This is a genomic window from Paenibacillus lutimineralis (assembly GCF_003991425.1).
GTDB classification, from domain to species: Bacteria; Bacillota; Bacilli; order Paenibacillales; family Paenibacillaceae; genus Fontibacillus; species Fontibacillus lutimineralis.
In genome coordinates this window covers 3,611,285-3,625,593 of record NZ_CP034346.1, presented here as the reverse complement: position 1 = coordinate 3,625,593, position 14,309 = coordinate 3,611,285, and the positions used below count along the sequence as shown (strand labels likewise).

At 46.6% G+C, this 14,309-nt stretch carries 16 protein-coding genes; 11 read left to right on the top strand and 5 right to left on the bottom strand.

Translation table 11 applies throughout. The features are described from left to right. Positions 1–15: 15 nt before the first annotated feature. The 4 genes from EI981_RS15965 to EI981_RS15950 all read left to right on the top strand — a co-directional run bounded on the left by EI981_RS15965 (position 16) and on the right by EI981_RS15950 (position 5,590). The gene (locus EI981_RS15965) at positions 16–1,197 is read left to right on the top strand and encodes an acetyl-CoA C-acyltransferase (protein WP_126999763.1); all 1,182 of its coding nucleotides are present in this window, start codon (positions 16–18) and stop codon (positions 1,195–1,197) included. A gap of 440 nt (positions 1,198–1,637) precedes the next feature. After that, complete coding sequence (locus EI981_RS15960) at positions 1,638–3,422, top strand: acyl-CoA dehydrogenase family protein (RefSeq protein WP_126999761.1); 1,785 nt, start codon at positions 1,638–1,640, stop codon at positions 3,420–3,422. 27 nt (positions 3,423–3,449) lie between these two features. Next, positions 3,450–5,135, top strand: coding sequence for a long-chain-fatty-acid--CoA ligase (locus EI981_RS15955; RefSeq protein ID WP_126999759.1), 1,686 nt, complete (start codon positions 3,450–3,452; stop codon positions 5,133–5,135). A gap of 38 nt (positions 5,136–5,173) precedes the next feature. Next, on the top strand, positions 5,174–5,590 hold the full coding sequence (locus EI981_RS15950; protein WP_227011460.1) for a PaaI family thioesterase: 417 nt from the start codon (positions 5,174–5,176) through the stop codon (positions 5,588–5,590). Between the two features lie 167 nt (positions 5,591–5,757). Here EI981_RS15950 and EI981_RS15945 read toward each other — a convergent pair whose 3' ends face one another. The 3 genes from EI981_RS15945 to EI981_RS15935 are packed head-to-tail and all read right to left on the bottom strand — an operon-like array spanning position 5,758 to position 7,786. Continuing rightward, entirely contained in the window at positions 5,758–6,507 is a 750-nt protein-coding gene (locus tag EI981_RS15945; protein ID WP_126999757.1) for an ABC transporter permease, read from the bottom strand. Further along, complete coding sequence (locus EI981_RS15940) at positions 6,498–7,226, bottom strand: ABC transporter ATP-binding protein (RefSeq protein ID WP_126999755.1); 729 nt, start codon at positions 7,224–7,226, stop codon at positions 6,498–6,500. Before EI981_RS15940 ends, EI981_RS15945 begins: the two co-directional genes overlap by 10 nt. Next, a complete protein-coding gene (locus tag EI981_RS15935; protein ID WP_126999753.1) occupies positions 7,223–7,786 on the bottom strand; it encodes a PadR family transcriptional regulator in 564 nt (187 codons plus the stop codon). Before EI981_RS15935 ends, EI981_RS15940 begins: the two co-directional genes overlap by 4 nt. A gap of 314 nt (positions 7,787–8,100) precedes the next feature. On the opposite strand from EI981_RS15935, the gene EI981_RS15930 reads away from it, so the two are divergent. The 5 genes from EI981_RS15930 (at position 8,101) to EI981_RS15905 (ending at position 11,241) form a co-directional block, all read left to right on the top strand. Then, positions 8,101–8,892 (top strand): class I SAM-dependent methyltransferase, encoded by a 792-nt coding sequence (locus EI981_RS15930; RefSeq protein ID WP_227011459.1) that lies wholly within the window; start codon positions 8,101–8,103, stop codon positions 8,890–8,892. 474 nt (positions 8,893–9,366) lie between these two features. Then, positions 9,367–9,915 carry a GNAT family N-acetyltransferase gene (locus tag EI981_RS15920; RefSeq protein ID WP_227011458.1) on the top strand — a complete coding sequence of 183 codons (549 nt, stop codon included), beginning with the start codon at positions 9,367–9,369 and terminating at the stop codon, positions 9,913–9,915. 10 nt (positions 9,916–9,925) lie between these two features. After that, positions 9,926–10,243, top strand: coding sequence for a YobA family protein (locus EI981_RS15915; protein WP_126999749.1), 318 nt, complete (start codon positions 9,926–9,928; stop codon positions 10,241–10,243). After that, entirely contained in the window at positions 10,240–10,761 is a 522-nt protein-coding gene (locus EI981_RS15910; RefSeq protein WP_126999747.1) for a GNAT family N-acetyltransferase, read from the top strand. Before EI981_RS15915 ends, EI981_RS15910 begins: the two co-directional genes overlap by 4 nt. Before the next feature lie 63 nt (positions 10,762–10,824). Continuing rightward, the gene (locus EI981_RS15905; RefSeq protein ID WP_126999745.1) at positions 10,825–11,241 is read left to right on the top strand and encodes a VOC family protein; all 417 of its coding nucleotides are present in this window, start codon (positions 10,825–10,827) and stop codon (positions 11,239–11,241) included. A 37-nt stretch (positions 11,242–11,278) separates the two neighbouring features. On the opposite strand, the gene EI981_RS15900 is transcribed toward EI981_RS15905, so the two are convergent. Next, the gene (locus tag EI981_RS15900; RefSeq protein ID WP_126999743.1) at positions 11,279–12,037 is read right to left on the bottom strand and encodes a class I SAM-dependent methyltransferase; all 759 of its coding nucleotides are present in this window, start codon (positions 12,035–12,037) and stop codon (positions 11,279–11,281) included. Between the two features lie 239 nt (positions 12,038–12,276). Here EI981_RS15900 and EI981_RS15895 point away from each other — a divergent pair, with 239 nt between their 5' ends. Both EI981_RS15895 and EI981_RS15890 read left to right on the top strand, forming a co-directional pair. Beyond that, a complete protein-coding gene (locus EI981_RS15895; RefSeq protein WP_126999741.1) occupies positions 12,277–12,813 on the top strand; it encodes a DNA topology modulation protein in 537 nt (178 codons plus the stop codon). Positions 12,814–13,120: 307 nt separating this feature from the next. Next, positions 13,121–13,408 (top strand): hypothetical protein, encoded by a 288-nt coding sequence (locus EI981_RS15890; RefSeq protein WP_227011457.1) that lies wholly within the window; start codon positions 13,121–13,123, stop codon positions 13,406–13,408. A 124-nt stretch (positions 13,409–13,532) separates the two neighbouring features. Here EI981_RS15890 and cdaS read toward each other — a convergent pair whose 3' ends face one another. Beyond that, positions 13,533–14,150 (bottom strand): sporulation-specific diadenylate cyclase CdaS, encoded by a 618-nt coding sequence (gene cdaS / locus EI981_RS15885; RefSeq protein WP_127004743.1) that lies wholly within the window; start codon positions 14,148–14,150, stop codon positions 13,533–13,535. Positions 14,151–14,309: the final 159 nt, after the last annotated feature.

The window sequence follows — 14,309 nt, the reverse complement described above, 5'->3', positions numbered from 1 at the left end:
GGGAGGGAAGAGAAAATGAGAGAAGCAGTCATTGTATCGTTGGCGCGGACAGCGGTCGGCAAGGCGAAAAAAGGCGGCCTCGTTCAAACCCGTGCCGACGAGTTAGGCAAGGCCGTGCTTGAAGCGGCTGTAGAGCGGGCCAAGGGCCTGCAAAAAGAAGATGTTGAAGATATTATCATCGGCTGTGCGATGCCGGAAGGGGAACAAGGACTGAATTTTGCCCGTATTATGGCGCTGTATGCTGGATTCCCAGTGACGGTTCCGGCGCTTACAGTGAATCGTTTTTGCTCTTCGGGGCTGCAGTCGATCGCTTTTGCTGCGGAACGAATCATGCTGGGGCATGCGGACGTTATTATCGCCGGAGGCGTAGAAAGCATGAGCCATGTGCCGATGACCGGCTTTAAAGTGTCGCCGAACCCGCGGATCGTGGAGCAGTACCCAGAGGTATACATCGGAATGGGGCATACAGCGGAGCGAGTGGCGGAGAAGTTCGGGATTAGCCGCGAGGATCAGGATGCCTTTGCCCTGCGCTCGCATCAGCGGGCTGCGGCAGCGATTGCCGCTGGAAAGTATGCGGAGGAAATCGTTCCAATCCAGACCGAGTTCAGGGATGTCGAAGATTCAGGAAAAGTAAGATCGAGGGTTAAGGTCTTTGATACGGATGAAGGCGTGCGGGAGGATACGACGCTGGGTGCTCTCTCCAAGCTGTCACCGAGTTTCAAGGTCGGCGGTACGGTAACGGCAGGCAATTCATCTCAAATGAGCGACGGAGCTGCCGCGCTGGTCGTCATGAGCAGAGAAAAGGCTGAGCAGCTGCAGCTAAAACCTCTGGCGACGTTCCGATCCTTCGCGCTGTCCGGCGTTGAACCGGAGCTGATGGGAGTCGGACCGATCAAAGCGATTCCCAAGGCGCTGGCGATGGCCGGAATTACGGCCGAGGATGTAGCCTTGTATGAAATCAATGAAGCCTTTGCTTCGCAATGCCTTCATATTATTCGCGAGCTTGAGCTGGATAAGGAGAAAGTGAATGTGAACGGGGGCGCGATTGCGCTCGGCCATCCGCTCGGCTGTACGGGAGCGAAGCTAAGTGCCTCGCTGATCTCCGAGCTGCGCAGGCGCGGCGGCGGTTATGGCGTCGTCTCGATGTGTATCGGTGGCGGGATGGGCGCAGCCGGAGTGTTTGAGGTGCACGGGTAGAGTTGCCGGGGCAGGACAACGAGACATTGGGACTTTGGGGGGCTGCTCCCTGGAACCCTGAAACAACATTTTTACGTAACGTGGGTAGCACAAATCGTGGCACAGGAGCTAATGGACAGGTGCAGCTATTCAAGCAAGTTAGTTCCGGCACGCATTAGAAGCCGCCTACAACGGAATCAGTAGCTATCGGAACAAAGGTGGCAGCCGGAAATTCTAACGAAACAGGGTATCGCTATTTGGCCAAAAACGAGCCTCTAGAAATTCTAACGAAACGTGGTATCGCTATTTAGCCCAAATGGAAGCTTTAAGCTTGAATTTAGCTCAAATAACGATATGTAGTTTCGTTAGATCTGAAAACGAACTGTTTTGGCGGTAATAGGGATCTGTAGTTTCGTTAGAGCAACGAGTTCAAAAGGATCATTTCAAAAGGAGAGGATCGGATGAATCAGCAAGCGATGAAGAAAGTGCGCGGCGGAAGCTTTGTGATCGAAGACGGGGATTTTCAGAATATGGTTACGCCTGAGGATTTCACGGAAGAGCAGCGGATGATCGCCGACATGACGAAGCAATTTGTGCAAGGGGAAATTGCCCCGCATGATGAGCAACTGGAGAATCTGGATTATGATCTGACGGTAAAATTACTCCGAGAAGCCGGCGAATTAGGTTTGTTAGGCGCGGATGTGCCGGAGGCATACGGCGGAATGGGACTGGATAAGGTCAGCACTACGCTGATCAATGAGAAGCTGACCAAAGCTTCCTCCTTCGCTTTGTCGTTCGGAGCGCATGTTGGGATCGGGACGCTGCCGATCGTCTACTTCGGAACGGAGGAACAGAAGCAGAAGTACTTGCCGGGTCTGGCCAGCGGGGAGAAGATCGCCGCATATTGCTTGACAGAGCCTTCGTCTGGATCGGATGCGCTGGGCGCCAAGGCGACGGCCCAATTATCCGAGGATGGAAGCCATTATGTGCTCAATGGTACGAAGCAATTTATTACGAATGCAGGATTTGCGGACATATTCATCGTTTATGCCAAGGTAGATGGCACACAGTTCAGCACCTTTATCGTGGAGCGCACGATGGAGGGCGTCAGCATCGGACCAGAGGAGAAGAAGATGGGCATCAAGGCATCGTCCACCTGTCCGCTTATCCTTGAGGACGTCAAAGTTCCGGCAGAGAACCTGCTTTGGGAAGTTGGCAAAGGGCATCTGATCGCTTTTAATATACTGAACATCGGTCGGTTCAAATTGGCCGCAGGCTGTGTCGGAGCAGCTAAGGACGCGCTTGAGCTTGCGGCTCATTATGCGAACGAGCGGACCCAATTCGGCCAGAAAATCTCCTCCTTCCCGCTGATCGGCCAGAAGCTAGCCGACATGAACATCCGCACATATGTGCTGGAGAGTATGGTCTACCGGACGGCCGGATTGTTTGATACGGGGCTAGCGGAAGTAGATCTTAGCGCTGCAGATGTCGGCTACCGTTCCGCCAAGGCGATCGCTGAGTATCAGCTGGAATGCTCGATTAATAAGGTGTTTGGCTCGGAGACGCTGGATTTTGTGGCCGATGAAGGTGTGCAGATTCATGGTGGTTACGGATATACAAAGGAGTACCGGATTGAGCGGATTTACCGTGATTCGCGGATTAACCGTATTTTCGAGGGAACGAATGAGATTAATCGGCTGCTGATCCCCGGTACTCTAATGAAGCGGGCGCTTAAGGGAGAATTGCCGCTGCTGCAGAAAGCGATGGAACTGCAGGCCGAGATGATGGAGCGAGTCAGTCCTCCAGAGGGAGATGGTGTTCTCGAGCAGGAAGCCCATTTACTGAAGATGGCTAAGAAGATATTTCTGCTCGTAGGGGCAGGTGCGGTGCAGACCTATCAAGCCAAGCTTGAGCAGGAGCAGGAGGTACTTAGCTACCTTGCCGATATTATGATCTCGATATTTGCGATGGAGAGTGCATTGCTGCGGACGCAGAAACGGATCAACCAGACCTCTGAAGAGAAATCGAAGCTGGCGATTTTACTGACAACGGCTTACATTCAGGATGAATTCGGGCGCATAGAGAACTGGGCCAAAGAAGTGCTGAGTGCGATCGCTTCCGGTGATATGCTGCGGACACAGCTCTCCGTCTTGAAGAAATGGTCCAAACGAACTCCTCTCAATCTGGTGACATTAAAGCGGGAAATAGCAGCCCAGGTGATTCAGTCGGAAGGCTACGTCTCATAATGACCATTTGAAACGGAGGTGGAAGGGATGAATGCAAAACCCTGGCTACAACATTATCCCGCCGAAGTACCACCGACCTATGATTATCCGCAGCAGCATTTGGCACAATTTCTACTGGATTCAGCGCAGCAATATCCCGAGCAGATTGCGCTTGATTTCATGGGAGCGACGACAACCTATCGGGCTTTGCTGGATAAAACCTATCGCTTCGCGAACGCACTGCGCAATCTTGGCGTGCAGCAGGGAGATCGTGTGGCGATTATGCTGCCCAACTGTCCACAGGCGGTTATCGCATATTATGGCGTGCTATTAATCGGCGGAGTGGTCGTGATGACCAATCCGCTGTATATGCCGCGTGAGCTGGAGTATCAGCTTAACGACTCCGGAGCAAGGGTTATCGTTACGCTGGACATTCTCGTGGATCGGGTGAACAAGGCGATGGAGCAGCACCCGCTTGATTATATTCTCGTTGCTAGAGTGCAGGATGAGCTTTCTTTTCCCAAAAACATGCTATATCCACTAAAGGCCAGAAAAGATGGCACCGCAGTAAAGGTCAACTATAACGAGCAGATTGTATCATTTAAGGAACTGCTTAAAAATTCGCAGCCTGTTCCGTATTTAGCTCCGATTGATGTCGAGAATGAGCTGGCGCTAATTCAGTACACCGGGGGGACGACCGGCTTTGCCAAAGGTGTTATGTTGACGCATCGCAATCTGGTCGCCAATACGATTCAGACGCAGCTGTGGTTCTATCGCTCTCAGGCCGGAAAGGAGACATATTTGGCAGCGCTTCCTTTCTTCCATGTGTTTGGGATGACGGTGCTGCTGAACCAGGCTGTCTCTCTCGGATGTACCTTGACTCTGATGCCGCGGTTCGAGATCGAGCAGGTGTTGAAGGCGATTGACCGCAAGCGGCCTACCGTATTTCCAGGTGCGCCAACGATGTATGTGGCGATCATCAATCATCCTGATGTTCGAAGTTACGATTTGTCCTCGATCCAGGTCTGTATTAGCGGTGCGGCCTCGCTGCCTCAGGAAGTGCAGACCCGATTTGAGCAGTTGTCTGGCGGAAAGCTGATTGAAGGATACGGCTTGACAGAGGCATCGCCGGTGACGCATGCGAACAATATTTGGGAGAAGCGTAAAACGGGCTCCATCGGTATCCCTTTTCCGGATACAGAGGCAATGATCGTAAAGCCGGATACATTGGAGGAAGTTCCACTTGGTGAGATTGGGGAGCTAGCGGTCAAAGGGCCGCAAGTGATGAAAGGGTATTGGAACAAGCCGGAAGAGACTTACAAGTGTCTGCGTGATGGGTGGTTGCTTACCGGTGATCTCGGCAAAATGGATGAGGACGGTTTCTTCTACATTCTGGACCGTCGCAAGGACATTATTATCGCAGGCGGGTATAACATATACCCCCGCGAGGTTGAGGAGATCTTGTTCGAATATCCTGGTGTAGAGGAAGCGATTGTGGCCGGAATTTATGATCCTTACCGCGGAGAGACCGTGAAGGCTTATATCGTGCCGATGAGTGGGGCCCGGCTGGATGAAGCGGAGTTGAAGAAGTTCTGTAAAGAAAGGCTGGCTGCATACAAGGTCCCGAAGGTCTATGAATTCCGGGATAGTCTACCAAAGACAATGGCGGGCAAGGTGTTGCGCCGCAGGCTGATCGAAGAGGAACAATCCAAATTGAACAACGATCAAAAATAGTGTGCATTTTGTGCTGTTTAGAGAAAGGAGAAGCCCGGGTGGAAGCGGAAAATCGTAATAAGGATGCCCAAATGCAGGAATGGGAGCGTCTGGCGAAGGGAACTTTCTGGGATTATCTCGGCTCCCAGGTGGAGACAGTCAATGAGCGGCAGGTCGTTGTTACTCTGGAAATTAAGCCGCATCATCATAATATGATTGGGATTGTCCATGGCGGTGTTCATGCTACGCTGCTGGATTCTGCAATGGGGCTTCTAGCGATGGTAAACAGACCGAATTGTAATGTCGTGACTACGAATCTGAATATGAATTATGTGGCCAAATCAAGCATCGGCAAGATGATTGTTACCGCCGAGTTAGTCCATTCCAGTCGCACAATGATCACCGCGCATGCTTTCGCTAGAATGGATAACGGTGATCTGTGCGCCTTCGGCACAGGAACGTTCCGGGTAAGTTAAAGGGAGAATATTCGGAGAGCCTTAGTATCGACTAAAAAACTTACTGGTTGATAGAAAGTGAGGACCTGACAGCAGTACAGAGATGTTTCAAACCTCTGTACTGCACTTTATTATTTTGTTACTAAATGATGTATATACAACATTGACTATATAGGCAAAAAAATTGGCTATACTTTGGGATATTTTCTGAATAGGAGCGTTTGATCGGCATCAAAGCGGAAAGTCAGGGCAGCCAGGAAGATTAATGCGACAGTAAATGCGGTGACGATTCCTATATAAGGAAGAACTTCTCCTATATCGGTATAGGAAATTCGTACACCCTCTACAAGGTAGGTTAACGGGAACAAATTTCCGGCTGTCTTTATCCATTGAGGCGCATGCTGCAGGCTGTAAAAGGTTTCGGAACCGAACAGCATCGGGATATAGATCAGATTCGAGAACATGTTGATTTGGGCTTCGTTCTGGGCAAGATTCGAAACAAAGAACCCCATGGCTGTAAAGCATAAGGTTCCTAAAGCCAGAATGAACCCTAAGACGGCTAGATTAGCCATTGGGAATGAAATCGCATAAGCGATCATCCCGATAGCCAGAATGATGCCGTTAATTATTAACCCGAGGACCGTACGGGCTAGAGTCACATTCAGAACAAACGATAGGTTGGACAAGGGAGTCACCTTAAGCAGCTTATAGACTCCTCGGTTTCTTTGCTGATGTACTTGAAAGGCGGTACCCTGGACACTCCAGAAGAGCGTGCTTAATAAGACAGTACCCGTTAGCAGGTTAAACCGGTATTCAGGCGAGTCGAAATATAAACCGAGTCCGAATAACAAGGCAGCTGGAAACAGGATTGAATAGAAAAGAGAAATTCTGTCCCTTAACGATGTGACGATCATGGAGCGGAATATGATCATAAACATGCAGCCGCAGCCTCCTTCGATGTCAGCTTCAAATACAATTCATTCATATGACTGACTTGATACTGTTCGCAGAGCTCTTCGGGGACTCCTTCAGCTATGATTGAACCGCTGCTTATCATCGTAACCCGATCAGCCAGCTTCTGAACCTCTTCCATATCATGAGAGGTGAATACAACGGCTGTTCCTGCTTCGGCCAGCTTGCGGATGACGGTATGAATCTCCTGCCGGCTTCTGGGATCCAGTGCGGAGGTAGGTTCGTCAAGAAATACAAGCTGTGGATCGTGAACCGTAGCAATAGCAATAGCGAGGCGCTTCTGCTGTCCCCCGGATAAACGGGAGGCTTCGGTGTCTACGACGTCCTGCAAACCGCATAAGCTAAGCAATGATCTTCCTTTTTCAGGATCGAGCTTTGTTTTGTAAAAGGCTGCAAATAGTCGTAGATTCTCGATACAGCTTAAGCTAGGGAAGAATGGGGTCGCTTGTAATTGAACCCCTATTTGAGCTAAATAGTCCTGACGCCAGTAGGTAATGCTCCCTTGATCAGGGCGTCGTAAGCCAAGCAGCATTTCGATTGTGGTGGATTTGCCGGCACCATTAGGCCCGATAACTGCCAATAGCTCTCCCTCGTGAACCTTAAGCCGTATTTGATTAACAACGGTGCGGGAGCCATAATTTTTCGACAGCTGCTCCGCTTGAAGCAAAATTCGCCTTTCGTTCATTGGACTTTACTCCCTTCTGAAAATAAATGAGGATGTTTTCGGATCAATTCCTCCAGCTGAGCAAGAAATTTCAATTGAATTTCATAATGATCGTACATGTTTTGAAAGGTTAACTGGACGATCTCGGTGTAATCTTTGTAGGATTCCTTTTGTTGTTCGCCAGCTTTCATCATTTCGTATTGCTGTTCGATCATTCTGCGCTGCTCGGCTAATGCGTCCAATACGGTATCTATAGGCAGCGCGTGTAGAAAAGTAATGGCGGTATAGGTTGTTGTAGGAAAGGTGACGGATGATTGTCGTAAAGCTTTCTCAAGCAGTTTCACAAATTCCTGGCGTCCCTGTCCCGTAATACGGTAAACCGCTTTGGTACGATGCCCGGTCTGCTCCACCGACTCGATTTCAACCAACTCCTCTTTCTCCATAGTTTTTAACGCATGATAAATCGATCCCGGCAGAATGCCCGCCCATGTGTCGGTCTTGGATTGCTGCAAAATCTGCTGCATCTCATATCCCGACATCGGATTCTTAGTTAATAAACCTAACACCATGAGCCGAGTCATGCTATCACCCCAATCTAATTCAACATTGTATAGTCAATGTTGACTATATTTTTGGTTATAATAGCATATTCTTTTTAGGATGTAAAGATGCAAGATCATGAAGTCAGAACACTCTTGTTAATAAGTTAGAGGGTTCTGGAGATTCACTCCAGGACAGATTGGCATTACAAGAATACCGGAGTGCAACTGCTCATTATGAGAGCAGTGCAGGGAGATCGGTTCCAGCGCTGCTCTTTCATTTTGCTTGTTATCAGCAATCATGTTGATTAAACTGGTAGTAATTGCTTTGAATGATAGATTTGTGGGGTTGAATTATGAAGAAGAAGTATCATATCCTGAGCGGAGAGGGGATAGGTAAAATGCAGGAACAGAGTCTACAGAATAAGAAGGCTTGGGAGCATCGGGCATATGAATTTTGGCACAAAAGGGATGGTACCCCCCAAGAGAAAGCTAGCCAAATCGTAGCAAACCCCATAGCGTGCTTAAAAAAGCACAGTCCTTATTTTGAAAATGTTGCGGGGAAAAGAGTAGCCAATCTTTGCGGGTCTAATGGAAGAAAAGCTGTACCCATTGCTTTATTAGGGGCAGAAGTGACTGTGTTCGACATCTCCGAGGAAAATAGAAGGTACGCTTTGGAATTGGCGGAAAGTGCGAATACGACCATTGAATATATCGTCACGGATATTTATGAGATTGACCTGCAGAAATACGGGGGATATTTTGACCTGCTTTATTTGGAAGGCGGGATATTGCACTATTTTAGTGATATCGATAGATTTATGTCCATTCTCTTTGGATTATTGAAGCATGGTGGGACTTTGATCCTTAGTGACTTCCATCCTCTGAGAAAATGCATTATTAGCCAAGGTGATGTTGACTATTTTGATAGGGAACTAAGAAGCGGTAGTGTAGCTTACAAGGACTTTTTTGCTGAAGAGGAGCAGTCGGAGTTCCCTGATGTCTCCATCCGATTATATACGTTGAGTGAAATTATCAATTCCGTGCTGTCTGCGGGTTTCCAATTGCAGAGATTCGAAGAGCACCGTGGGTGGGAGAATGAAAACATCCCTTGGGAGTTTACGATCGTGGCGTCTAACGAAACGTAGTATCGTTATTTGCGTGAAATTAGGCTGATAAAAATTCTAACGATTTTATTTACTCTTATTTTGACAGCAATAGCGATCAGTAGTTCCGTTAGAGACCGACGAATAAAATTGCAAAAGGAGAGATTTTCATTGCCTTGGCCTATGGTCCATTTTGGGGTGTCTGAAGAACTGACTTCTGGTAAAGCGTCACCTAGTTTGTTGCTTGGCAGCATCGCCCCTGATGCAATACATGCAAGAGGGGAGATTACGGATTCTATTTATTCGATGTTGGGTGGACCTTCTCTTATATTCATCCGGCCCTTAGGGAGAGCCTGTTAAATTCGTACTCCGCTATATTTCCTCTACCGTCCAATCATGAACAACTACTGGAGACTTTCTTTATCATCGGCCAATTGGATACATTGGGTTTTTGGCTAGGCCTGCCTGATGCCCTGGAATGGCTGGGTACTCATGTTAGCAAGTTAATTCAGAGAGTTGGCCATTATTTACAAGGTCAATCTTTTCTTTTTATTGGAACACCCTACTGGGAGTAGTATGTACTCTGCAAGAATTATCCGGAAAGGAGGGCTTGATTTGGATATTGCAAAAGCAGAAAGTTCTGATTTGCTCAACATCCTGGAACTCCAGTATGAAGCCTATCAGAGTGAGGCTGAGATTTATGGGGAGATGATTCCTCCGCTCAAGCAGACTATAGGCGAGTTAGAAGAAGAGTTCAAGGAAGGGATTATTTTAAAGGCAGCTGTTCACGGGGAAATTGTCGGTTCTGTACGTGCGAAAATCCAAGATGAAGTCTGCTTGATAGGGAAGCTTATCGTTAAGCCTCAGTATCAGAATCAAGGAATCGGCCAAAGATTAATGAAAGCAATAGAGGAAGCTCATGGTCATCTAAAGAGAATAGAGCTATTCACTGGGCATAAAAGTACAAGAAATCTGGCCCTGTATCACAAATTAGGGTATCGGATATATAAGGAGGAAGAGGTGAATGAGGACCTGACGATGGTATATATGTATAAGGAGGTCTAGGAGGAGGGCGATGAAGAAAATTGTTATATTGGCCATGGTCTTCATGGTGCTGATCGGCTGTAATCAAGGTGCTTCTCAATTTGAGGGGGAAGGATATATTCTGGAAGTAGCTGATCAACGCATTTTAGTAATTGAGAAGAATTTCCCCGGGAAGAGTTGGAAGGATATGAATGAATATACTGGTGACGCCATTTGGCTCAGTACGAAGAAGAAAGGCTTGAAGCCAGGTCAGAAGGTTCAGTATCAAATTAGAGGTGGGATCGACGAGTCTTACCCTGCGCAGGCAGAAGCAAAAGATATCAAGATTATAAATGAGGGAAAAAAATGAACGGCACAATTCGGATTACAAAACTATCGACTACAGAAGAAGCTCAAATATTGAATGCAGCATTTGCTGAACGTTATCCTTGGTACACTGAAGGAGAGTATTTCTTCAATTGTCTCGAAGAGAATCGGGAAGGCCAACGGATCACATTAATAGCTTATTATAAGGAGTGTTTGGCTGGGTGCTGCCATTTGCTATACGAATCGAAGTATCCCTATTTTCGAGATCATCAAATTCCTGAGATCAACGATCTGAATGTCTTTCCAGAGTATAGAAGAATGAAAATCGCCAGTCGATTATTCGACGAATTCGAGCAAATCGCCAGCGATACCTCAAGGTATATTGGGTTAGGCGTTGGGTTATATAAGGACTACGGAAATGCGCAGAGAATGTACATGTCCCGTGGTTATATTGCGGATGGCAATGGTATAACATATGAGAATGTGCCTGTTGTACCCGGTCGGTCTGTCGTCGTAGATGATGAACTATTAATTTACCTAGTTAAAGATCTGCAAAAGTGACATATAGGTGTATAAGTGTGTTCTAAGTTATGGCAAATTCCTTGCAAAATCAGGAGGTTATCTATGAAGCCGAGGATTACTGTAATCACCATAGGTGTTGATGATCTGGAAAGAGCACTGCAGTTTTATCGCGATGGACTTGGTTTGCCGACGGAAGGCATCATAGGGACTGAATTCGAGCATGGTGCCGTTGCGTTCTTCGATTTGCAAGCTGGATTAAGGCTCGCTATTTGGAAACGCACAGACATTGCATACGATACGAAGCTGAGTCTAGCAAAGCCTAGTCCTACTGAATTTACACTCGGTCATAATGTAGGATCGAGAGAAGAAGTGGATTTGGTTATGGAGCAAGCTCAGAAAGCGGGGGCTACGATAACCGTTTCGGCCCACGATACTTTCTGGGGAGGTTATTCAGGTTATTTTCAAGATCCAGACGGGCATTTATGGGAAGTCGTATGGAATCCGGAGTGGGAAGCGTAAGAAAAAGTCCTGGACAATCCATCCAGGACTTAAATCTTTATTTCCGAACAGCTTCAAACGTAAATGTCTGATTGCTATTCGTCGGCTCTTGGTTGTACATATAATCAGTGGAGCATACAATGTCTGTGAAGCCGGTCTTTTCTAATACAAGCTTGAATTCTTCGATTCCGTACCAGCGCAGCGCAAAACGTTGCAGCTCGGATTGGATAAGCTTCCCTTCGCGCCATTTCTCATACTTCAGGTAGGAGACCGTGAAATTGTGGAGCAAATTAACTTCAACCAGCTTGTTCTCCAGGGTAATCGCATCACCGGATGGAAGGGCATAGGTGGAGGTACTCATCTTCCCTGCTTCAATCGTATCTGGTAGGATCAAGTCGATGATAATTCGTCCCCCAGGTACAAGATGATCGTAGAAGCATTGTAGAGCATTGAGCGAGTCTTGGCGATCTTCAACCAGACAAAAGGACCCTGTAGGAATAATAATCGCTTCATACTTATGAGGCAGTGAGAAACTTTGCAGTTTTCCTTCATATAATACCGGATTCAAGCCTCTCTCTTCACAGTGTTTACGGCAAGATGCTAGCATTTCAGGAGAATAATCGATTCCATCTACCAGTAGTCCAGCTTGTAAAAGCGGAATGAGCATACGACCGGATCCTACGGCAGCTTCCAGAATTCGTCCTTTACAGGATTTGAGTCTATCTAGATAGTACTCGATATCGCCACTGATGGATTGCCCGACAGGCTTGGTAAGGTCATAAACTTCCGTACAAAGATTACTGTAATAACTGAACATTTCTTTTCTCCTCCGTTTTATGGATACGGAAGATAGGATTTGTAATATGGGGTTAACCGATATTAAGCCTTCCGTACCTCTAATTTAGTGGTGAGTTGGAAAGAGCTGACTGTCATTTAAATCGCCTACTTTCATTAAAGTTACCCCAAATGTTACCATAGAAGAGGTTGCCAGGCAATGATGTTAGAGATGCCTAATACTGAGGCATTGTAAAATACTTATAGAAAAAGGAAATTCATATGAAAATCATAATTATAGGAGCAAACGGGTCAGGAAAGTCTACCTTCGCACGTGAGCTTGGAGGAATCTTGAACATCCCTGTTCATCATTTGGATTATTACTTCTGGAAGCCGGGATGGCAGGAAACCCCGCCGGAAGAGTGGAACGAGTTCATTAGCAACTTGGTTCAAGAAGATCAGTGGATCATCGACGGATATTATGGGAGAACTCTGGATATTCGCTTGGAGGCAGCGGATGTCATCTTCTTCATGGATCTCTCTCCATGGGTTACCACCTACCGGGTGATCAAGAGGAGAATTCAATATCATGGAAAATCCAGGCCGGATTTAAATGAGGGTTGTCCCGAGTCTATCGACTGGCCATTCATCAAGTACAGCTGGAATTTCAGAAGAGATAAAAGGCCGGCAGTGATGGATAAGTTGAAGAAGTATTCGACGGATAAAAAAATGATTATGGTTAAACATTCTAAGCAGGCTGAGTCCATATTAAATGAGATAAGAAATAATGGAAGGATTGACTTGAATGCTGTATTTTGAACGGACTAATAAAATTTCCAATTTCTGCCTCGTCTGTTTTGTTTTATTTTTCATATTGATGGTGATTCTTTTTATGAGCAGCCACTTTTCGGAAATTATAAAATACAATTTTACCAATGATTTAAGAGGGTCTATTTATACGTTAATATGTTTTATGATCTCTATGATCTCATTAATTCTTGGGATCATATTGAAGGTCATAACTAGAGAAGTGAATGAGGAAATGAAGCTGCTTGAGAAAAGGTTAAATGGTACTAAATAGACTTTGAAATTGTCTTGAAAGAAAATGTTCTGGAGGATGATGAAGATGAAATCAAAAAAGTGCTTCTTACTCGTTGCCATATTGCTTGCTCTAATGGTACTTCTATCAGGATGCGTACCTGGCGATGGAACGTATACCGCACAAAATCAGGCGGGCTTCTTCTGGGGAATCTGGCATGGCTGGGTCGCTCCGATCTCTCTAGTTATCGGCCTGTTTAACCATGACATCAGAATTTATGAAATCAATAATTCGGGATGGTGGTATGACCTGGGGTACTACTTAGCTGTAATCAGCGGCTTTGGCGGGATCTCCTTATTCCGTAAGAAAAAGTGAGCATCAACAACGGATCTTGTTATTTGGCGCTATTTAATCCTCATAATAAAATGCATATTGTATTTTCTAAAATCCCCTCAAATGCTGCCAGTCGACAGCGTCTGAGGGGATTGAACGCTCAAGATTAGAAAGGCGATACATTAACCGGATGCAGCACACCGCTTATTGCAAATGAAGCCTGTCCGGTCTCTTCGGATACGACGAGGACCAGGGCATCACAGCGTTCGGTCAGGCCGATCGCTGCGCGATGTCTTGTTCCCAGTTTCTTGTCTGTGACATGAATGCTCGATAAGGGAAGAACGTTAGCCGCTGAAACAACGGTATCGGAGCGAATCAGTACAGCGCCGTCATGAAGAGGATTACCAGGATAGAAGATGGACTCGAGCAAAGCATGGGTTAACGTTCCGCCAATCGGGATGTTAGACGAAATCAGCGGATCCAGCGAGTCCTTCCGTTCCACGACAATAAGCGCGCCATGCTTCCGTTCGGATAAATTCCGCATACATATCGTTAAGTCTCTATATTTCGCTGTATAGGGGGATAGGTAGCAGTTTAAGTAAAAGGACGCCGCAGTCGTCACAATATCCGTCATGACACTTCTCATATTTTCAAACTCCGTGATGAGACATACATTTTCATCTTCCAGTAGCTCTATATTTTGTTGGGCTAATGAAGATATCTCTTCAAGACGCTTCTCCAAATGCTCCTTGAGTGGGTAGGCATTGCAATTGTTGTCAGGCATATCAAAAACCTCAATTCTGGAAATCATGCGCGATTCGTTGTTACTTTGCCCAAAAGCAGAACGTATATCCACCTCCTCCAGCAATTCCTTTCAAGCATTCACATTTATAGTTCATGTGACTCAAAGATTCCTTATATGAAAAAGCTAACTAAATTTAAT